23 protein-coding genes, 1 tRNA gene and 1 pseudogene are annotated in these 22,178 nt (G+C 67.4%); 15 read left to right on the top strand and 10 right to left on the bottom strand.

Going from position 1 to position 22,178, the window contains the following annotated elements; genetic code table 11:
• Window positions 1-31 precede the first annotated feature (31 nt).
• On the top strand, window positions 32-1,309 hold the full coding sequence (locus ASE66_RS23870) for an O-acetylhomoserine aminocarboxypropyltransferase (RefSeq protein ID WP_057192252.1): 1,278 nt from the start codon (window positions 32-34) through the stop codon (window positions 1,307-1,309).
• 119 nt (window positions 1,310-1,428) lie between these two features.
• On the opposite strand, the gene ASE66_RS23865 is transcribed toward ASE66_RS23870, so the two are convergent.
• Entirely contained in the window at window positions 1,429-2,490 is a 1,062-nt protein-coding gene (locus ASE66_RS23865) for a COX15/CtaA family protein (RefSeq protein ID WP_057192251.1), read from the bottom strand.
• A 129-nt stretch (window positions 2,491-2,619) separates the two neighbouring features.
• Between ASE66_RS23865 and ASE66_RS23860 the strand changes: the two genes are divergently transcribed.
• Both ASE66_RS23860 and ASE66_RS23855 read left to right on the top strand, forming a co-directional pair.
• Window positions 2,620-2,829, top strand: coding sequence for a DUF2842 domain-containing protein (locus tag ASE66_RS23860; RefSeq protein WP_057193323.1), 210 nt, complete (start codon window positions 2,620-2,622; stop codon window positions 2,827-2,829).
• Between the two features lie 217 nt (window positions 2,830-3,046).
• Complete coding sequence (locus tag ASE66_RS23855) at window positions 3,047-4,057, top strand: amino acid ABC transporter substrate-binding protein (protein ID WP_082613797.1); 1,011 nt, start codon at window positions 3,047-3,049, stop codon at window positions 4,055-4,057.
• Window positions 4,058-4,254: 197 nt separating this feature from the next.
• Here the strand turns inward: ASE66_RS23855 and ASE66_RS23850 are convergent, their stop codons facing one another.
• Complete coding sequence (locus tag ASE66_RS23850) at window positions 4,255-5,310, bottom strand: polysaccharide deacetylase family protein (RefSeq protein WP_057192250.1); 1,056 nt, start codon at window positions 5,308-5,310, stop codon at window positions 4,255-4,257.
• Between the two features lie 116 nt (window positions 5,311-5,426).
• Between ASE66_RS23850 and ASE66_RS23845 the strand changes: the two genes are divergently transcribed.
• Window positions 5,427-6,662, top strand: a complete 1,236-nt coding sequence (locus ASE66_RS23845) for a GNAT family N-acetyltransferase (RefSeq protein ID WP_057192249.1) — start codon at window positions 5,427-5,429, stop codon at window positions 6,660-6,662.
• A gap of 50 nt (window positions 6,663-6,712) precedes the next feature.
• On the opposite strand, the gene ASE66_RS23840 is transcribed toward ASE66_RS23845, so the two are convergent.
• The gene (locus ASE66_RS23840; protein ID WP_057192248.1) at window positions 6,713-8,899 is read right to left on the bottom strand and encodes a GumC family protein; all 2,187 of its coding nucleotides are present in this window, start codon (window positions 8,897-8,899) and stop codon (window positions 6,713-6,715) included.
• A gap of 187 nt (window positions 8,900-9,086) precedes the next feature.
• Here ASE66_RS23840 and ASE66_RS23835 point away from each other — a divergent pair, with 187 nt between their 5' ends.
• The 6 genes from ASE66_RS23835 to ASE66_RS23810 all read left to right on the top strand — a co-directional run bounded on the left by ASE66_RS23835 (window position 9,087) and on the right by ASE66_RS23810 (window position 14,076).
• Complete coding sequence (locus ASE66_RS23835; protein ID WP_057193318.1) at window positions 9,087-9,644, top strand: polysaccharide biosynthesis/export family protein; 558 nt, start codon at window positions 9,087-9,089, stop codon at window positions 9,642-9,644.
• A 26-nt stretch (window positions 9,645-9,670) separates the two neighbouring features.
• Window positions 9,671-10,834 (top strand): glycosyltransferase, encoded by a 1,164-nt coding sequence (locus ASE66_RS23830; RefSeq protein ID WP_057192247.1) that lies wholly within the window; start codon window positions 9,671-9,673, stop codon window positions 10,832-10,834.
• A gap of 127 nt (window positions 10,835-10,961) precedes the next feature.
• A complete protein-coding gene (locus ASE66_RS23825; RefSeq protein ID WP_057192246.1) occupies window positions 10,962-11,489 on the top strand; it encodes an RNA polymerase sigma factor in 528 nt (175 codons plus the stop codon).
• Complete coding sequence (locus tag ASE66_RS23820; RefSeq protein ID WP_057192245.1) at window positions 11,473-12,237, top strand: anti-sigma factor family protein; 765 nt, start codon at window positions 11,473-11,475, stop codon at window positions 12,235-12,237. The genes ASE66_RS23825 and ASE66_RS23820 overlap by 17 nt, the downstream gene beginning before the upstream one ends.
• Before the next feature lie 103 nt (window positions 12,238-12,340).
• Window positions 12,341-13,711, top strand: coding sequence for a sulfite oxidase (locus tag ASE66_RS23815; RefSeq protein ID WP_057192244.1), 1,371 nt, complete (start codon window positions 12,341-12,343; stop codon window positions 13,709-13,711).
• Between the two features lie 5 nt (window positions 13,712-13,716).
• Window positions 13,717-14,076 carry a hypothetical protein gene (locus ASE66_RS23810; protein ID WP_057192243.1) on the top strand — a complete coding sequence of 120 codons (360 nt, stop codon included), beginning with the start codon at window positions 13,717-13,719 and terminating at the stop codon, window positions 14,074-14,076.
• Between the two features lie 15 nt (window positions 14,077-14,091).
• On the opposite strand, the gene mdtI is transcribed toward ASE66_RS23810, so the two are convergent.
• Together mdtI and ASE66_RS23800 are read right to left on the bottom strand one after the other, a co-directional pair.
• The gene (gene mdtI, locus ASE66_RS23805; RefSeq protein ID WP_057192242.1) at window positions 14,092-14,430 is read right to left on the bottom strand and encodes a multidrug/spermidine efflux SMR transporter subunit MdtI; all 339 of its coding nucleotides are present in this window, start codon (window positions 14,428-14,430) and stop codon (window positions 14,092-14,094) included.
• Window positions 14,427-14,795 carry a DMT family transporter gene (locus ASE66_RS23800; RefSeq protein WP_082613690.1) on the bottom strand — a complete coding sequence of 123 codons (369 nt, stop codon included), beginning with the start codon at window positions 14,793-14,795 and terminating at the stop codon, window positions 14,427-14,429. The genes mdtI and ASE66_RS23800 overlap by 4 nt, the downstream gene beginning before the upstream one ends.
• Window positions 14,796-15,308: 513 nt before the next feature.
• On the opposite strand from ASE66_RS23800, the gene ASE66_RS23795 reads away from it, so the two are divergent.
• A complete protein-coding gene (locus ASE66_RS23795; protein WP_057192241.1) occupies window positions 15,309-16,850 on the top strand; it encodes an undecaprenyl-phosphate glucose phosphotransferase in 1,542 nt (513 codons plus the stop codon).
• The gene (locus tag ASE66_RS23790; RefSeq protein ID WP_057192240.1) at window positions 16,847-18,100 is read left to right on the top strand and encodes an O-antigen ligase family protein; all 1,254 of its coding nucleotides are present in this window, start codon (window positions 16,847-16,849) and stop codon (window positions 18,098-18,100) included. The genes ASE66_RS23795 and ASE66_RS23790 overlap by 4 nt, the downstream gene beginning before the upstream one ends.
• 331 nt (window positions 18,101-18,431) lie before the next feature.
• Here the strand turns inward: ASE66_RS23790 and ASE66_RS23785 are convergent.
• From ASE66_RS23785 to ASE66_RS23775, 3 genes are all read right to left on the bottom strand, one after another.
• Window positions 18,432-18,509, bottom strand: a tRNA-Pro gene (locus ASE66_RS23785).
• Between the two features lie 68 nt (window positions 18,510-18,577).
• Entirely contained in the window at window positions 18,578-18,781 is a 204-nt protein-coding gene (locus ASE66_RS23780; RefSeq protein WP_057192239.1) for a hypothetical protein, read from the bottom strand.
• A 118-nt stretch (window positions 18,782-18,899) separates the two neighbouring features.
• A complete protein-coding gene (locus ASE66_RS23775) occupies window positions 18,900-19,175 on the bottom strand; it encodes a hypothetical protein (RefSeq protein ID WP_057192238.1) in 276 nt (91 codons plus the stop codon).
• A 141-nt stretch (window positions 19,176-19,316) separates the two neighbouring features.
• Between ASE66_RS23775 and ASE66_RS23770 the strand changes: the two genes are divergently transcribed.
• Window positions 19,317-19,619: an SH3 domain-containing protein gene (locus tag ASE66_RS23770; protein ID WP_057192237.1), complete on the top strand. Its 303-nt coding sequence runs from the start codon at window positions 19,317-19,319 to the stop codon at window positions 19,617-19,619.
• Between the two features lie 160 nt (window positions 19,620-19,779).
• Complete coding sequence (locus ASE66_RS32230) at window positions 19,780-19,929, top strand: hypothetical protein (RefSeq protein ID WP_156412304.1); 150 nt, start codon at window positions 19,780-19,782, stop codon at window positions 19,927-19,929.
• Window positions 19,930-19,935: 6 nt separating this feature from the next.
• Here ASE66_RS32230 and ASE66_RS23765 read toward each other — a convergent pair whose 3' ends face one another.
• Both ASE66_RS23765 and ASE66_RS23760 read right to left on the bottom strand, forming a co-directional pair.
• Window positions 19,936-20,580, bottom strand: coding sequence for an alpha/beta hydrolase (locus ASE66_RS23765; protein ID WP_057192236.1), 645 nt, complete (start codon window positions 20,578-20,580; stop codon window positions 19,936-19,938).
• Window positions 20,581-20,646: 66 nt separating this feature from the next.
• Window positions 20,647-21,579: a ring-cleaving dioxygenase gene (locus tag ASE66_RS23760; RefSeq protein ID WP_057192235.1), complete on the bottom strand. Its 933-nt coding sequence runs from the start codon at window positions 21,577-21,579 to the stop codon at window positions 20,647-20,649.
• 47 nt (window positions 21,580-21,626) lie between these two features.
• Between ASE66_RS23760 and ASE66_RS23755 the strand changes: the two are divergent.
• Window positions 21,627-22,178, top strand: a pseudogene (locus ASE66_RS23755) (DoxX family protein); the annotation flags it as partial.

Here is a 22,178-nt window from a genome sequence, read left to right as displayed (position 1 = left end):
TTTCACGATCAGAATTGTCAGGGAGCACGCCATGACCGACCGCGCACCGGGTTTCCATACGCTCGCCGTCCATGCCGGCGCGGCCCCCGACGCAGCCACCGGCGCGCGCGCCACGCCGATCTATCAGACGACCTCATTCGTCTTCGACGATGTCGACCACGCCGCCTCGCTGTTCGGGCTGCAGGCTTTCGGCAACATCTACACCCGCATCGGCAACCCGACGAACGCGGTGCTCGAAGAGCGCGTCGCGGCGCTCGAAGGCGGTACAGCCGCCCTCGCCGTGGCCTCGGGCCACGCTGCCGAGTTCCTCTGCTTCCATGCGCTGATGCAGCCGGGCGACGAGTTCGTCGCCGCCAGGAAGCTCTATGGCGGCTCGATCAACCAGTTCAACCATTCCTACAAGAACTTCGGCTGGAACGTGATCTGGGCCGATAGCGACGATCTCGATGCCTTCGCCGCCGCGGTGACGCCGAAGACCAAGGCGATCTTCATCGAATCCATCGCCAATCCCGGCGGCGTCATCGTCGATATCGAGGGCATCTCGAAGATCGCCAAGAAGCACAACATCCCGCTGATCGTCGACAACACGATGGCCAGCCCCTACCTGATCCGCCCGTTCGAGTTCGGGGCCGACATCGTCGTGCATTCGGCGACCAAGTTTTTGGGCGGCCATGGCAATTCGATCGGCGGCCTGATCGTCGACGGCGGTTCGTTCAACTGGGTCGGCGACGAGCGCTATCCGATGCTGTCCAAGCCGCGGCCGGAATATAACGGCATGGTGCTGGGCGAGACTTTCGGCAATTTCGCCTTCGCGATCGCGACCCGCGTGCTCGGCCTGCGCGACATGGGCCCGGCGCTCTCGCCCTTCAACGCCTTCATGATCCTGACCGGCATCGAGACCCTGCCGCTGCGCATGCAGCGCCATTGCGAGAACACGCTCAAGGTGGCGACGCATCTTGCCAAGCACCCGGCGGTCGAATGGGTGAACTATGCCGGCCTGCCCGACAACAAGTACCACGCCCTCGCCCAGCGCTATTGCCCCAAGGGCGCCGGCGCAGTCTTCACCTTCGGCCTCAAGGGCGGCTACGACGCCGGCATCCAGCTGGTCTCGAAACTCCAGCTGTTCTCGCACCTCGCCAATATCGGCGATACGCGTTCGCTGGTGATCCACCCGGCCTCGACCACGCATCGCCAGCTCTCGGACGCACAGAAGACGGCGTCCGGCGCCGGCCCCGAGGTGGTGCGCCTGTCGATCGGCATCGAAGATACCGAAGACCTGATCGCCGATCTGGATCAGGCGCTGGCCTGAGAGGGCGCGTCATTCTCGGGCGGAGCGAAGCGCAGACCCGAGAATCTCGTGACGCGAAGGCGCCGACCGGAACATCTTCCGGCCTGAGATGCTCGGGTCAAGCCCGAGCATGACGCACTCTATCGGCGCGCCCCTTGCTCGGTGCGCGTCAGATGCACCACGCCCATCGCCAGCACGGTAAAGCCGAGCGCCTGATGGGCAAGGCCGGCCCAGAGCGGCACGACCAGCAGCAGCGTCACGATGCCGAGCGCAGATTGCGCGAGCACGAGCCCGGCGATGGCAGTAGCGCGCTTGGCAGCGCCCGAACCCGGCGCGGCGCGGCGCAGGGCGAGCACCTGCCAGAGCGCGAAGGCGAACAGGATGTAGGCGCCGATGCGGTGGTTGAACTGCACCAGCGCGACATTGTCGACGAAGTTCTCCCAGAAAGGCGTGCCGGCGAAGAGGGTTCCGGACGAGGGCACCAGCGCCCCGTCCATCAGCGGCCAGGTGTTGAAGGTAAATCCGGCCTTGGAGCCGGCGACGAGCCCGCCGAGCGCGATCTGCACGAAGAGCAGCGCAAGCAGGACCCAGGCGCCAGCCCTGCCCCGCATCGGCTCGATGCGGCGCAGCGGCATCAGCCAGGTGGCGAAGGCGACCACGCTGGCGAAGAAGAGGCCGGCGAAGGTCAGGTGCAGCGTCAGCTTCACCGGAGCGACGGCGACCATGCCGGGCTCCAGCCCAGAGGCGACCATGATCCAGCCGATCGCGCCCTGCAGGCCGAGCAGCAGGCCCATGCCGAACAGAAGCGCCGTTTCGCGCCAGGGCATCAGCCGCCGCAGCAGAACGACGAAGAAGCCGGCGAGATAGAGCAAACCGATGAAACGGCCGAGCTGGCGGTGGCCCCATTCCCACCAGTAGATGAACTTGAAATCGCCGAGCTCCATCCCCGAATTCAGGAGCTGGAATTGCGGGCTCAGGCGATACTTCTCGAATTCGAGCGCCCAGGCGGCGTCGGAGAGTGGCGGGATCGCCCCGGTGACCGGCCGCCATTCGGTGATCGAGAGGCCGGAGCCGGTCAATCGCGTCGCACCGCCGACCACGACCATGACGAAGACGAGGAAGGCGACGGCCCAGAGCCAGCGGCGAATGCCGGTATGGCCTGTGGCGGCCGGAACGGCAGGCTGATCGAGCGCGATCGTCACGGCGGCGGGACCTCGGGTCGCAGGCGGCGGAGTTGATTGCGCTTCACAAGCGCGGCGGCGGGTGACAGATAGTCCGCCCTTAGGACCTGAACAACGCCCGCAATGCCGCAGCCCGGACCGAAGATCGCCATGAGGCAGACCCATCGCAAGCTCATCGGCACGGTCGTGATGATCGTCTTCGTCTGCGTCTACGCGCTCGTCGCCATGGCGCTGGCGCAGGGGCGGATCACCGAAGCCTCGAAGCTCGTGCAGACCATCGCCTATGTCGTGCTCGGCCTGATCTGGGTGCTGCCGCTGCTGCCGCTGATCAAATGGATGGAGCGCAAGGACGAGGCCTGACCTCGGCTTCCGGCCTCGCAGCGCGACCACGGCCTGCTCGAGCGCTTCCAAGGCCGTATTGTCGTTTTCTGCTTTTTTGTCCGGCTGAAGTTAAAAAACTTGCGGCTGGACCGTCAATTTAGAGCGCCTCTCTCTCGACAGCCGCAATAGCGTTTCGCCGCGATCGAAAAGGTCGACCGGCATGATGCATGCCGCGGCTGAGTTGGGGGACGGAATCATGAAGACGTTGTTGCGGCTGGGTTCTCTGGCCCTGGTGCTTGGCGGCGGGCTGGCGCAGGCCGGTACCCTGGAAACCGTGAGGCAGCGCGGCGTCCTGAAATGCAGCTCCACCATGGGCACGCCAGGCTTCTCCATGGCGGATGCGACCGGCCGCCATCGCGGCCTCGATGTCGATTTTTGCCGCGCGGTGGCGACGGCGGTGTTCGGCGATCCCGAAAAGGTCATGATCGTGCCGCTCCCGGCTGCGGCCCGCTTCACGGCGCTTCAGTCCGGCGAGGTCGACATCCTCTTCAACACGACGACCTGGACGATGGGGCGTGAGACGACGAACGGCACCCTGTTCGCGGCCGTGACCTATTACGATGGCCAGGGGATCATGGTCCGCTCGGGCGAGGTCAAGTCCGGCAAGGAACTGAACGGCGCGACGCTCTGCACCAATCAGGGTTCGACGACCGAGCTCAACCTGACGGACTTCTTCCGCACCAATAATCTGAAGAACGAGATCGTGGCGTTCGCCAGCCAGGAGGAAGCGCTGCAGGGTTATCAGGCGGGTCGCTGCGATGCCTTCAGCTCCGACCGCTCGGTCCTCTACGCCTTTCGCTCGAAGCTGACGGAACCTCAAAAGCACGTCGTGCTCCCTGACACGCTCTCCAAGGAACCGCTCGGCGCCGCCGTCCGGCAAGGTGACGATGTCTGGTACAACGTCGTCCGGTGGTCGGCCTATGCGATGCATGCGGCCGAGGAATTCGGGCTGACGTCGGGCACGGTCGAGCAGGTCGCGGCATCGACCAAGGACCCCAACATCCTGCGCCTGCTCGGCCGCGAAGGCGCGATCGGCGAATCGCTCGGGCTGTCGCGCGACTGGGCGCTGAACATCATCCGCAAGGTCGGCGCCTATGGCGAGGTCTTCGACCGCAATATCGGCAAGGACAGCCCCTTGAAGATCGAGCGCGGGTTGAACGCCTCCTGGAAACAGGGCGGCCTGCACTACGCCCCGCCGATCCGCTAATTGCGTCGGGACAGTTTTGAGGACAGCTTCACTCGGCTCGACGCCCTGTTCCTTCTCCCGGATGGGAGAAGGTGGCGCGGCGCGCCGGATGAGGGCCTGCCCTATCCACAGAAGGCGCAGCGGCGGCCACCCGCTCTAACAATCAGCGGCGGTCCCTCTCCCCTACCCCTCTCCCATCCGGGAGAGGGGATCCCGCGCTAACCGACGCTTACTTTTCGTCCCCGATTCCACAACAGGAACGGCAGTCCCGAGAGCAGTGCCCTGAGTGCGGCCTCGCTTTGATGCAGGCCGTTGAGCGAGACGCGCGGCAGCGCATGCAGGTGGTCGGCGTGCTCGGCGAAGAGATGCCCCGGCCGGGTCGTCACAGCGCTGGTAAATCCAGCTTCCTTCGCCAGCGCGAATTCGCGCTGTCCGGCTGAGGTCGGATCGCCGACCGGATAGGCGAAATGGCGAACGGGCATGCCGAGCACGTCCTCAAGCCAGGTCTTGCTCTCGATGATCTCGCGGCGCGCGACCTCCTCCGAGTGCTTGGCCAGCATCGGGTGACTCAGCGTATGGGCGCCGATAGTGACGCCGGGGGCGCCGGCGAGCGAGCGCAGCGTCTCGGTCGGCAGGCATTCGCGTTCGACCAGCCCAGCGGGATCGATGCCGGCCAGCCGCCCAAGATCGGAAATCGCTGAGAGCAGAATCGCTTCCGGACCTTTGCGCAGGCGCCAGTAGAGCTGGTCGAATGCCCTTTGTTTCTCGGCGCCAGTTCCGGCCGGAGCCTCGAAGCGGCCATCGGGAAGTTCGACCGAGATGCGCGGCAAGGCCCGGATCGCCTCCTCTAGCTCCAGCCACCAGAGCCGCGCCGTGCGCTCGGCGAAACCGCGCACGACATAGAGCGTCCAGGGTGCCTCGTGCTTGGCCAGCACCGGCCAGGCATGGTCGAGATTGTCGCGATAGCCGTCGTCGAAGGTGAGCGTGACGAAGAAGCGGCCGGGCTTCGGGTCCGCCAGCCGTGCCAGCGCCTCGTCGAGCGAGACGATGTCGTAGCCCTCAGCCCGGATCAGGGTCAGCACCCGGTCGAGGAAGCCGGGTGTGATCTCGAGCAACCCATTCGGGCGGAAGCCGCCGCGGGCCGCCGCGGGGCGGACATGGTGCAGCGTCAGGATCGCGCCCTTGCCCTGCGCGAGCCCCCTGGCCCAGCGGTCGGCGCCGGTGGCACCGATGGCCGCGAAGGCGGCTGAAAAAGCCTTGTGGCGCAGGCTCATGCCCGGCGTCTCCGATAGATCGATTCAACCCTTCGCTAACGCTGTTCGGCGATGGCGTCATGCAACGTCCGCGACAGTGGCAGGTCCGTTCACAATGCCGGGTTAAGGAAGGCGGCATGTCCGCCGTCGCCGACCGCGCGCCAAACACACCCGCCGCCCCCGCCTTGCGGCGGGAGGTGGAGGCGCACCCGTGGGCCAGGGTCGAGGCCGGCAGCGACCTCGCCGCTCTCGAAGCCGACTGGCGCGCGCTCGAAGCAAATGCGCTGGTGACGCCCTATCAGGCCTATGACTGGGTTCGGCCCTTCGCCGCGACGATCGGCCGGGCCGAGGGCATGGACTTCCGCTTCGTCCGGGTCGAGGACAGCCAGGGCGGGCTGCTGGCGCTGTTCCCGCTGGTGATCACCAAACGCCTCGGCACGCGCTTTGCCGAATTCATCGGCGGCAAGCACGCCAATTACCACATGGCGCTCTACCGGCCGGGCTTCGCCGAGGCGCTCGATGCAGAGGCGACGCAAGTGCTGCTGCAGGAGATCGGCGAGGCGATCGGCGGGATCGACGCGCTGTTCCTGATCAACCAGCCGACCGCCTGGCACGGCATCGCCAACCCGCCGGCCCAGCTTGCGGCAGGGCAGAGCCCGAGCTGCGCCTACAAGCTCGCACTCGACCCGGGCGATGGCGACGGCACGCTCAGGCGCTCGATGAGCAAGCATGCCCGAAAGAAACTGACGACGAAGCGCAACCGCTTCGCCGAGTTCGGCCCGTCCGAGCTGGTCCAGGCCCATAGCGAAGCCGAGATCGCGCGCGTGCTCGACGACTTCCTGGCGCAGAAGGCCGCCCGCTTCGCCCAGATGGGCGTGCCGGATCCCTTCGCGGCACCGGCGATCCGCGCCTTCCTGCGCGATGGCGCGATCGGACAAGCCGGCCTGCCGCCGGCCATCGAACTCTATTCGCTCGACCTCTCGGGGCGCTCGGTCGCGACCTATGTCGGCGCCGTACAGGGCGAGCGCTTCTCCGGCATGGCGACCTCCTTCGACCTTCTCTCGGAAACGGCACGCACCAGCCCCGGCGAGCTCCTCCTGATCGAGCTGATCAAGCGCAAATGCCAGGCCGGCTTCACCATGTTCGATCTCGGCATCGGCGAAGCCCGCTACAAGACGACGATCTGCGACGACAGCGACGAACTCGTCGACACCTTCTTCCCGCTGACGGCCAAGGGGCGCGCCTATGCCGGCTATAGCCAGGTCAAACGGGCGCTGAAGCGGCGGATCAAGGCTTCGCCGCTGGCGCTGAAGACGGCGCAGCGCATCCTCGGGCTACTGAGACGCCGCAAGCCGGCGGAGGCGGACGAGTAAGCCGCTCCTAACATCTGCCGAGAAGCGACAGGCTTGATCGGTCGGCTGGGTCAGGCCGGCACCGGGTCCCTGTCCGGAATGGCGAGCTCGAGCTGCTCCTCCGGCGCCTCGACCATAACGAGCGCGATCGGCGCTCCCATCAGGTCGGTCAGGCGATAGGCGACCTCGACGGCGTGGCCGTTGCCGATATGGCCGGCCATCACCAGCGCGCCCTGCGCACGGCCGAGCAGCGGCGCCAGCGTCTCGGCATCGTCGGTCGAGGCGGCGGCGACCAGTACCCAGTCATAGGTCTCGCAGAGCGCATCGAGCGCGACGTCGACGATGTCGGATGCCGCCAGCACCGCCGCGCGCCCAGCCCGGCCCGGCGCGATCTCGTGCAGCCGCGAATCCTCTTCGCGGGTGATGATGTCGGAGAACATCGCCTCGCCGGCGAGCAGCTCGGAGAAACCGGCCCGGTCGCGGTCGCCATCGCTGGCGAGGTCGACCAGGATGCAGCGGCTGCGCTCGGAGAGAAGCTGCGCCAGCGCCCGCGGCGACGCTTCGCCGGGCTCGGCCCCGTCAAGCACCACGACGAGCGGCGCATGGCCTTCGCTCGCCTTGTTGACGCAGGCCGCAAGATTGGCCGCGCCAGCCTCGGGATCGGCGAGATCGAGATGAAGCTGGCCGACGCGCCCGCCATGGGTCAGCAGGCCGGCGATGCGCTCGCGGCGGGGCGGCGGCGCGGCCTTCACCTCGCCCTCGTGTCGGTCTTCCTCCTCGTCTTTCGGCGCGCCGAAGCCCGGCTCGCCACGGATCGGCCCCTTGCGGCGCGGCGCGTCCTGCGCGGGAGTCGATGCGCCGCCGTTCAGGAGCTCGCGCGAGACCACCACCGCCAGCGCGACCAGGAAGGTCGCGAGCGTCGCGACGACCATGGTCGGCAGCTTCTTCGGGAAGGAAGGCTGCGTCGGCTCGACAGCGCGCGAGATGATGCGGGCGTCGGCGGGCGTCGCGTTCTGGGCGTCGCGGGCGAGCGCTTCGCGATAGCGCAGCATGTACTGCTCGAGCTGCTCGCGCTGGGTGCGGGCCTCGCGCTCCAGCGCGCGCAGCTGCACCTCGTCGTCATTGGCGCCGGAGGCGGTCTTCTTCTGGCCTTCGAGCGCCGCGGTCATGCTCTCGACGCGCTGGCCGGCGATCTTCGCCTCGTTCTCCAGCGTGCGCACGGCGCGCTCGGCGGCGGCGCGGATCTGGCCTTCGAGGTCGGCGAGCTGGGCAGTCAGCTCCTTGATGCGCGGATGCTCCGACAGGAGGTTGCGCGATTCGAGCGCGATCTGGGCACGCAGGTTGACGCGCTGCTCGATCAGGCGGCGGACGAGCTCGTTATTGGCGACGTCCGGGATATCGAAGGTGCGGCCGGCCTTGATCGCGTCGCGGATGATCGCGGCCTTGGCCTGGGCCTCGGACTGCTGATTGCGCGCAGTCGAGAGCTGCGTCGACAGGTCGGCGAGCTGCTGGGCGGTGATGGTGGTGTTGTTGGAGCCGACGAGCAGGCCGTGGCGGGAGCGGAACACCTCGACCTTGGCCTCGGACTCCGCCAGCTTCTTGCGCAGCGGGTCAATCATGGTCGAGAGCCAGGACGAGGCGCTGCGGGCGGTGTCCTGCTTGGCCGCCTCCTCCATTTCGAGATAGACGGCGGCGATCGCGTTGGCGGCCCTGGCGGCGAGCGCCGGATCCTGCGAGGTGAACTCGACCGCAACGATGCGCGAGCGCCCGACCGGAAAGACCAGGAGACGGTCGTAATAGGCCTCCAGCACCCGATCCTCAGGCGAGCGGTCGGCCGGATGGGCGCCGATGCCGAGTAGCACACCGACCTTCTTCAGAGCTCCGAGCGCACCGGCGCCGGAGTCGAATTCGGGGTTGCCGACCAAGCCGATGCGCTTGATCGCCTCGCGCGCGAGGTCACGCGACAGGACGACCTGAACCTGGCTCTGGACGGCTTCCGGATCGAATTGCTGGTTGGAGACCTCCGACTGGCCCGGCCGCGTGAAGTAGCTGTCGCGGCTCTGCAGCAGCAGTTGCGCCTGGCCGGTGTAGCGCGGCGGAATGACGTTGACCGCGACGAAGGACAAGCCCAGTGCCGCCAGCGTCGGCCCGATGATCCAGAGCTTCTTCGCCTTGATCGCGGCCCAGAGCGCCGGCAGATCGAGCAGTTCGGAGCGGCTCTCGCCGGCGGCCGCAACGGAGTCGTAGCGAGCGGTCATGAGGCTTCCATTCACGCAGAACTCTCGCGCCCCTGAAGGGGCACGTTGCGTCATCTGAGCCCATTAAGGTTAGTGGCCGGTTAAGAGCGGCGGACGCGAATTTGCCGCGAAGAGCCAGCTCGATCAGGTTTTGTTAACCATGACGACCTATCCCTATGAGCATGTCTCGATGGGTCCGCCGGTGATGATGAGTAGACATCCCGTCTGTCTGGCGCTTGCCGCCGCGCTTGCCATGTCTGGCTGCGCGCCGCGCGTCGTCGCGCCGGAGTTCGCCGTCGAGACGGCCGCTCTCTATCAGCTCGCCAGCGGCGACCGCTTACGCGTCATCGTCTTCGGACAGGACAATCTCTCCAACATCTATGCCGTCGACGGCGCCGGCCGCATCTCGATGCCGCTGATCGGCGCGGTGGACGCCCAGGGGCGCACGACGCAGCAGCTCGAACGGGCGATCGAGGCAAAGCTGCGCGGCGGCTATCTGCGCGAGCCCAAGGTCTCGGTCGAGGTCGATGCCTACCGGCCGTTCTTCGTGCTCGGCGAGGTCACCAATTCCGGCCAGTTCCCGTTCGTGAACGGCATGACGGTGCAGACGGCGGTGGCGATCGCCGGCGGCTTCACCCCGCGCGGCCAGCGCAACTATGCCGAGGTCACCCGCCTGATGGACGGCCAACTCGTCACCGGCACGGTGCCGGTCACCTATCCGGTCAGGCCCGGCGACACGATCGTGATCAAGGAACGCTGGTTCTGACCGCGCCTGCCCGGGACCTTCCGACCATGTCCGTCGCGGCCGGCTCCGCTCCCCTGACGATCCTGCATGTCTTCCGGGCGCCGCTCGGCGGGCTGTTCCGCCATGTGCTCGACCTCGCCCGTGGCCAGATCGCGCGCGGCCATGCGGTCGGCATCTTCTGCGATTCGACCACGGGCGGGCCGCGCGCCGACCAGGTCTTCGCCGAGCTCGGCCCGCAGCTAACGCTCGGCGTCACCCGCGTGCCGATGTCGCGCTATCCGAGCCTCACCGACATGCGCGCGCAGGCCTCGGCCGTGTCGACCCGCAAGCGGATCGCACCGCAGATCGTGCACGCGCATGGCTCCAAGGGCGGCGTCTATGCCCGCCTGCCAGCCCTGGTCTCGCGCGGGCGGCGCTATGTCACCGCCTACACGCCGCATGGCGGCAGCTTCAACTACAAGCCGGGCAGCACCGAGCACCGCGTCTACATGACGGTCGAGCGCCTGCTCGAGCCGGCAACCGACATGTTCCTGTTCGAGAGCGCCTTCATCGCCGGGCGCTTCGAGGCCCATATCGGGCACAAGCCGCGCACCGACCATCGCATCGTCCTGAACGGCATCTCGGAGGCCGAGTTCGAGCCGATCGACCACACTGAGGCGGCGTTCGATCTTGTCTATCTCGGCGAGTTGCGCTCGGCCAAAGGCGTCGACACGCTGATCGAGGCGCTCGCGCTGCTGCAGCGGCGCGACGGGCTGACGCCGCGCGTCCTGATCGTCGGCTCGGGCCCGGACGAGGCATTGCTGCGGCAGATGACGGTCGACCAGGGCATCGCGGGCCAATGCATGTTCGAGCCGCCGGGCCCGATCCGCGCCGCGCTCGCCAAGGCGCATGTGATGGTGATCCCATCGCGGGCCGAGTCCCTGCCCTATGTGATCCTCGAAGCGGCGGCGGCGGCGCAGCCGCTGATCGCGACCGATGTCGGCGGCATCAAGGAGATCTACGGGCCCGGTCATGCCGCCCGGCTGATCGCCCCGAACGAGCCGACCATCCTCGCCGATGCTATCCGCAGGACGCTGGCGACGCCGGTCGCGGAGCGTCTCGCCGAGGCCGCCGATCTCGCCTCGCATGTCCGGGCGAATTTCCGTCTCGACACCATGGTCGACGGCGTCGTCGACGCCTATCGCGCCGCGCTCGCCAGACGCATCGGCTGAAACCCGGCAGGCAGGCGCGCGCTTCCGGTTCCGCTTTCGCGAATCCTCGCCTATGCTCGCCGCTGTCGCGGGCACCCGGCGTTGGCCCTGTCCGCTCGCGATATGAACCGGTTCGGATGGCGCGAGCATGTGGCGCAACGGACGCAAGGCGAACGCGCGCCATGCGCGGCTCGAACGCGAATGGGCGCGGCTGTTCCGCTATGCCTGCGCGCTGACGCGCGACCGGGAGCGGGCCGCCGACGCCGCGCAGGAAGCCGCCTTGCGGGTTCTCACGGCCAGGAGCGAACCGGCGGAGGACCCCGCCTATCGCCGCTGGCTCTATAGCATCCTGCGCAACCTGCTGATCGACCAGGGTCGCCGGCAGCAACGCGAGCAGGGCACGCCGGCGCCCGAGCCGGCGGATTGGCGTTTCGACGAACGCGCGCTCAGCGCGATCACGGTGCGACAGGCGCTGGAACAGCTGCCCGCCGCGATGAAGGAGGTAGTGGTTTTGGTCGACCTCGACGGCTTCAGCTATGCGGAAGCGGCGGCACTGATCGGCGTGCCGGCCGGCACCGTCATGAGCCGCCTGTCGCGGGCCCGGGCCATGCTGCTTTCGATCATAGGGGGAGCCAATATCCGCGTGCTCCCGATCCGCCATGCCGCATCGAGCTGACCAGTCGCCTCCATCGGATTGGGAGACGCTCAACGCCTTCGCCGACGGCGAACTGGCGCCGGCCGAGCAGCGCGTCCTGGCGGAGCGGCTGGCGACCTCGCCGGAGACGGCGGAGAGGCTGCGCGGCATCGTCAGGCTGAAGCAGGAATTGCAGGGGTTGCCGGCTGACGGCGCGACCCCGCCCCTGCCCGTGCGCTCGGGTCCGCCACGTCCGCGCTGGCAACGGGTCGCAGCGATCGCGGCCGCGCTCGTCATCGCCACGGCCGTCGCCTTCACGCCGGTCCTGCTACGGCGCGATGCCTCGGGGAGTTTCGTCACGGTATCCTTGGCAGCGCATGAGCAATTCGCGAGCGCGCCGGCTCAACCCGCGGTGGCGATTGCGCCGGCTGCAGCCTCGCCCGTCACGAACGAGCTCGCCCGTCTCGGCCTGCAGCCGATCTGGCAAGCGACCTCGGCCTCGGGGCAGGTCCGGATCGGCTTTGTCGGCGCACGCGGCTGCCGGCTCAGCCTGCATGTGAGTCCGCATGACGAGCCGGCGCTCGCGCCGACCTCAGCCAACGCGGCGCTGTCGGGCTGGAACGCCGGCGGGCGCGGCTATCTCCTGATCGCAACCGAGATGCCGCAGGCGCGTTTCGAGATGATCGCCGGCTTCATCAAAGCCCTGACGAGCGAGCCCGCCGACAAGGTCGAGCCGCTGCGCACCGCCCTGCAAAGCGAGTGGCGCAGCGCGCAGCCCTGCCTCGCCTGAATCGCGGCAACATTCTTTTTCGACCAGATGGAATGATCCGGCACCCTCGCGCGTCTTGTTCCTCAGAAGCCGGCGCCAAGACGACGCCGCGAGGGAGGACACCATGGCGAAGCAGGAACGGTCCCTGAGCGAACTCTATGGCGACGATCCGGAGCGCGGCGACGCCGTCGCCTTCGGCCGCCGCACCGGTTCCTCGCGCCGCGGCTTCCTCGGCGGTGCCGGGCTCGCGGCAATGGGCGCGGCCGTCGGTGGCGCCATCCCGTTCTCGGACAACATGCCCGGCGGTCTGATCCCGGCCGCATTGGCGCAAGGGGCGCCGCCCGCCGCGCCCGTTCCCTCCGCCGCCCCGACAGCCGCCGCGCCCAAGGGCCCGCAACTCCTCGATTTCCCCGGCAAGGCCAAGGGCCTCGTCCTGCTCGGCGACCGCCCGCTCGTCGCCGAGACACCCGAGCACCTGCTCGACGACGACACCACGCCGATCGAGAAGTTCTTCGTCCGCAACAACGGCCAGACACCGGACCCCTTCACGGAGGGCGACGCCTGGGAGCTGACCATCGACGGCGAGGTCAACACGCCGCTGAAGCTCAAGCTCGGCGAGCTCAAGCAGAAGTTCACGCACAAGACCTTCCGCACGGTGCTGGAGTGCGGCGGCAATGGCCGTTCCTTCTTCCAGCCGCAGGCACGCGGCAACCAGTGGACCAATGGCGGCGCCGGCTGTGCCGAATGGACCGGCGTGCCGCTCGCCGACGTGCTGCAGAGCGCCGGCCTCAAGTCGACCGCGGTCCACACCGGCAATTACGGCGCCGACCAGCATCTCTCGGGCGACGCCACCAAGGATGCGATCTCGCGCGGCGTGCCGATCGCGGCAGCGCTGGAGCCGCATGCGCTCTTGGTCTGGGCGATGAACGGCCAGCCGCTGCCGGCCATCCATGGCGGGCCGCTGCGGGTGATCATTCCCGGCTTCCCGGCTTCGGTCTCGCATAAATGGCTGAAGCGGATCGCCATCCGCGACAAGGTGCATGACGGCCAGGGCATGGGCGGCACCTCCTATTCGGTCGCGATCAAGCCGATGATCCCCGGCGGGAAGACCGACGATTCGAACATGCGCACCATGACCGACATGCCGGTGCGCGGCATCATCACCAACCCGGCCAACGGTACGCGCCTGGCCGCCGGCACGCGCAAGCTCGCTCTGCGCGGCGCAGCCTGGGACGGGCATGAAGGCATCTCGCGCGTCGATGTCTCGATCGATTTCGGCGCGACCTGGCAGCAGGCCAAGGCGGCCGAGCCGCGCAACCGCTACGACTGGCGGCGCTGGACCGCCAAGGTCGAGCTGCCCTCGGACGGCTATTACGAGATCTGGGTGCGCGCGACCGACAGCAAGGGCCGGGCGCAACCGCATGTCGCCGGCGGCTGGAACCCGCAGGGCTACGGCGCCAATCCGATGCATCGGGTCGCGGTGCTGGTCGGGTGAGTGCCATGATCGCACGCATCCGCCGCGCCGGGCTCGCGCTCGGCGCGGGGCTTTTCCTCGCCATGCCGGCGGCGCTGGCGCAGGCCCCTGCCCCGGCGGAGGAGACGCCGGAGATGTTCCCGGCCGGGCCGAACCGCGACGAGGCCTTCTATGCCTGCATCGCCTGCCACAACTTCAAGCTGGTCGCGGCCCAGGGGCTGAGCCGCGAGAAATGGGGCGAGACGCTCGACTGGATGCTGAGCAAGCACAACATGCCGGCCCTCGCCGCCGATGAGCGCGGCAAGGTGCTCGACTATCTCGTCGAGGCCTTTCCGCCCAAGGCGCCATCCCTGCAGGGCGGGTGGAAGAACCCGTTCCTGAACTGAGGCGACGCCTTCCGCTCAGAACAGCTTGAGCGCGACCACGCCGGCGACGACCAGCGCGATGCCGAGCCATCCGGCCGGGCGGATGCGCTGGCCGAAGGCGAGCGAGCCGACCACGGCCGTCAGCACCAGTCCGACGCCACCCCAGACGGCGTAGGCGACAGAGAGGTCCATGCCACGGATCGCCTGCGCCAGGGCGGCGAAGGCGCCGACGACGCACAGCACGCCGAGGGCGCCGACGAGCCGGCGCTTCAACCCGTCGGAGAGCTTGAGCAGGCTGGTGCCGATCACCTCGAGGGCGACGGCAAGTCCCAGCCAGGCAAGCGCGAAGGCTTGCGCGGAGGCAGCGAAGGTCACACCAGCCTCCGCTCATCCTCCTCGGGGACCACATGATCGGCGTCGTGACCGACGCCGCGTTCCAGCAGCACGATGCCGCCGATGATCAGGGCGAGCGCCAGGATGCGTCCGGCCGTCAGGTGCTCGGCGAAAAAGGCATGGCCGATCAGGGCGATGCCGACGATGCCGAGGCCTTCCCAGACCGCGTAGGCGACCGCCATCGGGATGACGCGCAGCGCGATGCTGAGCAGGGCGAAGGATAGTCCGATCAGCACGAGCGGAAGGACCGCGACGAGGACCGGCGCTGCGACGAAGGCCTTCAGAGCCGACGTCGCGAGCAGCTCCACGGCGATGGCCGCGAGCAGGATCAACCAATGAAAAGACATAAGTCACACAAGGGCGCTGGCCCGGGGCGCAGGCGGCGCGGGTGCGGCGTCTGCGGGGTGCGCATCGTTAGCGTTTAAGAGACGAAGTTTGAGATGAAGGGAGCGTTCAGGCTTTCGCCCAAGGCCAGCACATCGCCATGCCCAAATTACCGGAAATACCCGTGGGCAAGATCAATGAAATATGTGCTTCTCAGACACTCATCGTCCCTTTAAATGCCTGAATCTATGCTTTTTGTCAACTCAACCACGACTTTCAACGGCTTTTTCGTACGTTTTCCGACCATCGAATCCATGCGCTAATACATTGAAGGCCCGAGCGAAAATCGACCTTTCCATGCGTCCGAAAAAAGATGCTTTGGCGCCGCCATTTCAGGGCGTCCGCGATCGGCGAAAATCACTTCAAATCCCGATCGCTTCCGCAGAGTCCGATTAAGTCTTCCGAGAGCAATTTGCGCTAGGTCGGGATGGCTTTCAGCACGGCAGGCGTGCCGCCGTGCGCGAGGACTGGACGAGATGGGCGCTTTCGACGTTCGCGACCTGATCAAGGCGGATTCAGCCGGCTCCGCGCCGACGAGCGGAGATTCCGGCAGCACCCGGACCTTCCACCCGCTGGCCGAGCGCATCGCTGCCATGCCGGTCAAGCAGACGCTGTCGCCGGTGCTGATCGAGGGCCTGGTGCGTCTCGCCGACGTGCTGGTGATCCTCGGTGTCGGCGGGCTGATCTTCGCCTTCTACGTCGCCGGCAAGGCCGACTACACCCTGCCCTACCAGATCACCGTGCCGCTGATGGCGGTCGGCGCGCTCGGCGTCTTCCAAGCGCTGCACCTCTACCATGTCGGCGCGCTGCGCAACTTCATCGGCATGGCGGTGCGGGTCACCGCCGGCTGGACCGTGCTGTTCCTTTTGGCGCTCGCCGGCTTCTTCTTCCTCAAGATCAGCGACCAGGTCTCGCGCGTCTGGCTCGCGGGCTTCTATTCTGTCGGCCTCATGCTGTTGCTGACTGAGCGGCTGGCGGTCTCGCTGATCGTGCTGAGGCTCACCCGGATGGGCCGGCTCGAGCGGCGCACCGCGATCGTCGGCGGCGGGCCGGCCGGCGAGGAGCTGATCAAGGCGCTGGAAGCGCAGCGCGACACGGGCCTGCGCATCTGCGGCGTGTTCGACGACCGCAATGACGACCGCTCGCCCGATCTCGTCGCCGGCTATCCCAAGCTCGGCACGATCGACGACCTGGTCGAGTTCGCGCGCCGTACCAAGCTCGACCTGGTGATCTTCACCCTGCCGATCTCGGCGGAGGCGCGCCTGCTCGCCATGCTGCGCAAGCTCTGGGTGCTGCCGATCGACATAAGGCTGTCGGCCCATATGTCGAAGCTGCGCTTCCGGCCGCGCTCCTATTCCTATATCGGCGCGGTCCCGGTGCTCGACGTGTTCGACCGGCCGATCGCCGACTGGGACATCGTCGTCAAATGGGTGTTCGACAAGATCGTCGGCACGCTGGCGCTGATCGTGCTCTCGCCGCTGATGCTGGCGACCGCCGTCGCGGTCAAGCTCAACTCCAGGGGCCCGGTCCTGTTCCGGCAGAAGCGCTACGGCTTCAACAACGAGATGATCGAGGTGCTGAAGTTCCGCTCCCTCTATCACGAGATGAGCGACTTTTCCGCCGCCAAGCAGGTGACCAAGGACGACCCGCGCGTCACCCGCGTCGGCCGCTTCATCCGCAAGACCTCGATCGACGAATTGCCGCAGCTGCTCAACGTCGTGTTCAGGGGCAATCTCTCGCTGGTCGGCCCGCGCCCGCACGCCGTCCACGCCACCATGCAGAACCGCGCCTATGAGCAGGTCGTCGACGGCTATTTCGCCCGGCACAAGGTCAAGCCCGGCATCACCGGCTGGGCGCAGGTCCATGGCTGGCGCGGCGAGACCGACACCGAGGACAAGATCCAGCGCCGCGTCGAGCATGATCTCTACTACATCGAGAACTGGTCGGTGCTGCTCGATCTCTACATCCTGATCAAGACGCCGTTCTCGCTGATGACCAAGAACGAGAACGCCTATTGAGCACGCTGGCGCAGCGGCAGGATGGTGCGCCCCGGCGCAGGGGGCTGACGATCTCGCATGCCGCGATCAAGCGCGGCACGCTGTGGCTGCTGCTGGCGGTGAGCTTCGTCGCGCTGATCGAGCCCTCGCCTTACGAATTCGTCTTCCCGATCACGCTGCTGGTCTTCGCGCTCACCGGCATCCGCTTCTCGCAGAAGCTGCTGCCGATGGCGGTGCTGCTGCTGATCTACAATATCGGCGGCGTGATCGCGCTGATCCCCTGGATGGACGAGTCGGCCTCGGTGCGTTTCACCGCCGTCTCGGTCTATCTGATGCTGACCGCAATCTTCTTCGCGGCGATCATGGCGGAGGATCCGCTCGGCCGCCTGGAGACGCTGCGCAAGGGCTACCTCTTCGCCGCCTGGTGCGCGGGCCTTGCCGCGGTTCTCGGCTATTTCGATGTCGGCGGCCTCTCCGGCGTGTTCACCTACGCGTCCCGGGCATCGGGCACGTTCAAGGACCCGAACGTGCTCGGACCGTTCCTGGTGCTGCCGCTGATCTATCTGCTGCATGCGGTGATCGTCGGCCGGATCGGGCTGGTGAAGGGCTTTCTGCTGTTGAGCATCCCGCTGCTGGCGCTGTTCCTGTCGTTCTCCCGCGGCGCCTGGGTCAATCTCGCAGTGTCGGCGCTGCTGATGACGGGGCTGACCTTCCTGACCTCGAGCAGCACGTCGCAACGCGCCCGCATCGTCCTCCTGACGCTGGTCATGCTGGTCCTGCTGGTGGTGGCGCTGCTGATCGCGCTCTCCTTCGAGAACATCCGCAGCCTCTTCGAGCTGCGCGCCAATCTCGACCAGGACTATGATCAGGGCGTCACCGGCCGCTTCGGCAACCAGCTGCGCTCGCTGCCGATGCTGCTCGACCTGCCGAACGGCTTCGGGCCGCTGCGCTTCCGCTTCCACTTCCCGGAAGACCCGCACAACGTCTACATCAACGGCTTTGCTTCCTATGGCTGGCTCGGCGGCTTCGCCTATCTGGCGCTGACCGCCGCGACCTGCATCGCCGGCTGGCGCGTCGTGTTCCGCCGCACACCCTGGCAGGGCCATGCGATCGTGCTGTGGTCGGTGCTGTTCGTCACGATCCTGCAGGGTTTTCAGATCGATACCGACCACTGGCGGCATTTCTACCTGATGCTCGGCCTGATCTGGGGAATGGCCGCCCTGCCCGCGCCGACGTCAGGCGCTCGGCCTGCCTCGCGGACGAGCGCGTAGGCGGAAGCCGTCGTCAAGCTCCGCGCCGGCATGGCCCAGAGCGGAAAGCATCCCATCAGCGGATCAGCTGCTCTCCGTCAGCTCGCCATTGCTGACCTTGTGGCTGTGGTAGACCGCCGGGCGTGTCGCATCCTGCGCGCAAGCGGAGAGCGCGAAGGCGACGAGCAGCAAAGCTGATGTGATTCTTCCTGACCGGAACGGCATGCGACCACCCACCGGGGAGCTAGCGGACATGTCCGCTCGATTGGTGCAGCCTGAGCTGGTTTCGTTGAGGACGCGACGATGCCGGCAGCCCGGCCGCCTCCCACAAAACTGAAATTGTAGAAGAAAATGGTCGGAGCGAGAGGATTCGAACCTCCGACCCCTTGTCCCCCAGACAAGTGCGCTAACCGGGCTGCGCTACGCTCCGACGGGTCGGCTTATAGAGTGCACGACGCCGCGATGCAACGCGGCAATTGCAGGGTGGCGACGCTGGATTCACAGCTGCCGGTCATCATGCGGCGGCGGCGCGATTTCGGCTGGCGTGATACCCCTGCGCCCCGAACGGCGGACGAGCGTCCGCACCAATCCGGCGAAGACGATGACCAGCGGCAGGGCCAGCACCGCCTTGTCCTCAAAGGCGAGCCAGATCATGGCCGCCAATGTCACGAGGCTCGCGATGACGATGAGGATATTGGTCATGCCGCCCCCTGCCCGGCCACGAAGCGGCAGGGCAGCAAGGCAAGGCCTCGCGCCGCAGCCGATCCAGAGTTCAGCCAGCCAACCATATCCACGACTTTCCGGGCGAAGCGCGGACCGGTCAAGCGAAGTTCAATGCCGGACGCCGGCGCGGAAGTTGTCGCTTGGGTGCAGGGCGCGCGTTGCGGCGGGCGCGGCGCTCGCTCTTCAGCCGCGGCGGCCGTAACTCGGTCCCGGCAGCCGGCGCAAGTACCGGCCCGGCCATAGCCGATGCCATCCCCAGCGGGTCGAAGACGTGGGCCAGCGTCCGTGCGCCGATACGCGCTTGCGCCTTGGCATAGTCGTCGGCCTGCTCGCGGACCCTGTCGGCGAAGGCGTCAAAGAGATTGAACATCATGGTTATCGTCTCCGTGCCGCGTTGCGGCGTCGCGGAACACAACGCGCGAGAACGGTCTAGGTGCCGCGGCGTGGCGACAGTCCCCGCATCTTGCGGCATGCTGAGAGGCGTGAAGCCCGGGCGCTGCGAGGGGAAAGCCCGATGATCCGCCCTGCCCTGTTCGCGCTGTTCGGCCTGCTTCTCCATGGCGGCGACGCCAGGGCCTCGCTGTTCTGCCTCATGCCCGAAACGGCCGACGGCTTCGTCGCCCTGCGTGCCGCGCCTCGCGCGCAAAGCCGGCTGATCCTGCGCATGAAGGCCGGTGACGAGGTCCAGATCGTCGAGGGCGGACGCGGCGCCTGGAGCAAGGTCAGGCACTGGCCCGGCGATGCCAGGCTGGCGAAGGGCTATGACGGCTTCGCCGAGGGCCATGTCGCGCGCCGCTTCCTCAGGGAGTGCGGTTGAGTGGCGGGCTGGCCGGACGTGGAAGCGGCCTGCCGCAATTGCCGCCGGGGTGAGAGAAGGCCCGCAACGGCAAGATTCTGTTAACGAATTCTGTTCAAATGCGGTTCACAGGGTGAAGGTTATCTTCATGATACTGGCACCGATTCGTGGAGGCCCCGTCATGACACTGGACTGGCGCAACAGCCTGATGCTCGGCTTCATCGCGGCGGTGTTCGTCGCCTGCCTGTTCGGCCCCTATATGATCTCGGTGATGCTCGGCGGGCTCGGCCTGACGTGCTATCTTTCGAAGCACATCAGGCCTGGAGCCTGAGCTCATCTAGGACGCGAGCGCCAAGCGCTGCGCCAGCCAATCCCGCACCAGCCGCAGATCCGCCTGCGACAAGCCGTGACCGGTCGGCAAGCTGCGATGGTCGACTGAAGCCCCCGCCCCGATGAGCGTCGCCGCCAGACGCGCCGCGTCCTCCTCCGGGATGATCGGATCGAAGCTGCCGGAGACGATCAGCACGGGCTTGGCCGTCAGCGCTGCCGCCGGCGGCTTGGCGAAAGGCGACATCGCCCGCAGCAGGACCGCGCCCGACAGCACCTCCGGCCGCAGCAGCAGCATCGCGGCGGCGATGTTGGCGCCGTTCGAGAAGCCGAGCGCGATCGGGGCCGGCAGCCCGTACTCAACCCTCGCCTGCTCGACGAAATCGGCGAGTTCATGGGTGCGCCGGCGCAGGTCTTCCTCGTCGAAGACGCCTTCGGCCAAGCGGCGGAAGAAGCGCGGCATGCCGGCTTCCAGCGTCCGGCCGCGCGGCGAGAGCAGCGCAGCGCCCGGAGCGACGGTGCGCCCGAGCGGCAAGAGGTCGTTCTCGTCGCCGCCGGTGCCGTGCAGCAGCAGGAGTGGTGCCTGGCCGGGCGCGGTCGCCGGCTCGAAGCGATGAATGAAGGTTTCCGGCGCGCTGGTTGCAAGACGTGTCATGGCACGGCCTCCTTTCGGGGTATTCGGTGAGGGGCGCTCCGCCCGGAGGCGGAGCGCATCTGAGGGTCAGACCAGGGCCGGCAGGACGGCCTCGATCTCGGCGCGGCGCGGCTCGTGCCGCGCCGGCAGCTTGAGGGTGCCGCCAAGGTCCTCAGCCGGTTCGTCGATGGCGAAGCCGGGCGCATCGGTCGCGATCTCGAACAGCACGCCGCCGGGCTCGCGGACGTAGACGGAGCGGAAATAGTTCCGATCCCTCTGCTCGGTGGGGCGCAGGCTGAACCTTTCGACCAGCGTCTTCACCATGCGGGCCTGCTCCGCGTCGTCGCCGGCGCGGAAGGCGATGTGGTGTACCGAGCCCGCGCCCATCCGGGCCGGCAGGAAGCCACCGGCGGCGCGCAGGTCGACGACACTGCCATGGGCCGTGCCTTCGGCCCGCATGCGGACGGTGTTGCCCTCGCGGCCGGCCTCGACGAAGCCGAACACGTCGCGCAGGATCGCGGCGGTCGTCTCCGTCTTGTCGAGCAGCAGGGTGACGCCGTGGAAGCCGCGGATCGCGACGTCCACGGGCACCTCGCCATTGTCCCAGGCCGGCTCGCTCTCGCTGCCGGGCACCGCGACCAGAGTGAGGCGCATGCCGTCCGGATCGCGAAAGGCCAGCACGGTCTCGCCGAAGCGCTTCTGCGGGGCGTCATGGGCGACGCCGTTGGCGATGAGGCGATGCGTCCAGTAGCCGACCGCCGCCGCCGGGATGCGGAAGGTGGTCACCTCCGTCTCACCGACGCCGAGCCGGCCGGCCGCGACATGCTCCCAGGGGAAGAAGGTCAGGATCGTGCCCGGATTGCCCTCGGCATCGCCGAAATACAGATGCCAGGTGGTCGGGTCGTCGAAGTTCACCGTCTTCTTCACCAGGCGCAGGCCGAGGACGCGGCTGTAGAAATCGAGATTCCGGCGCGCCGGGCCGGCGATGGCGGTGACGTGGTGGATGCCGTTGATCTGCATGGTGTCGTCCTCCGGGCTGCTGGAGGCTGCCCTCGTTGGGCCCAAAGATGATTGCGGTTCGGCAAAATGCCAGGCTGAATTCATTGCAAAACGGCAATGTCATTCTCCGAAAATGCCAATTTGAATTGCTAAATCGAAATCGCCATTCTCTGCCGCAGACCAAACCGGTCCTTCGGAGAAAGACCATGATCGATACTCGCTTTGCCCCCTATGGCGCCCTCGCTCTGCGCGTCGCGCTCGGCGTCATGTTCATCGCCCACGCCTATCTGAAGCTCGCCGTCTTCACCGTGCCCGGCTTCGCCGGCTTCCTCGGCCAGATCGGCCTGCCCGGCTTCCTCGCCTGGCCGATCATCCTGGCGGAGGTCCTCGGTGGGCTCGCCATCCTCACCGGCTTCTATGGCCGCTATGTCTCGCTCCTGCTGCTGCCGATCCTGCTCGGCGCGCTCAGCGTCCATGCCCCCAATGGCTGGCTCTTCACCGCCCCGAACGGCGGCTGGGAATACCCCGCCTTCCTCGCCCTGACCGCCCTTGCCCATGGCCTGATCGGCGACGGCGCGCTGGCGCTGCGCCCCGCCGGCATTTCAGCCGCCGCCAACCCC

This window comes from Allobosea sp. Root483D1, assembly GCF_001429505.1.
Lineage (GTDB): Bacteria > Pseudomonadota > Alphaproteobacteria > Rhizobiales > Beijerinckiaceae > Allobosea.
The sequence above is the reverse complement of the archived record's forward strand: the minus strand, read 5'-3'. Positions and strand labels throughout refer to the sequence as shown.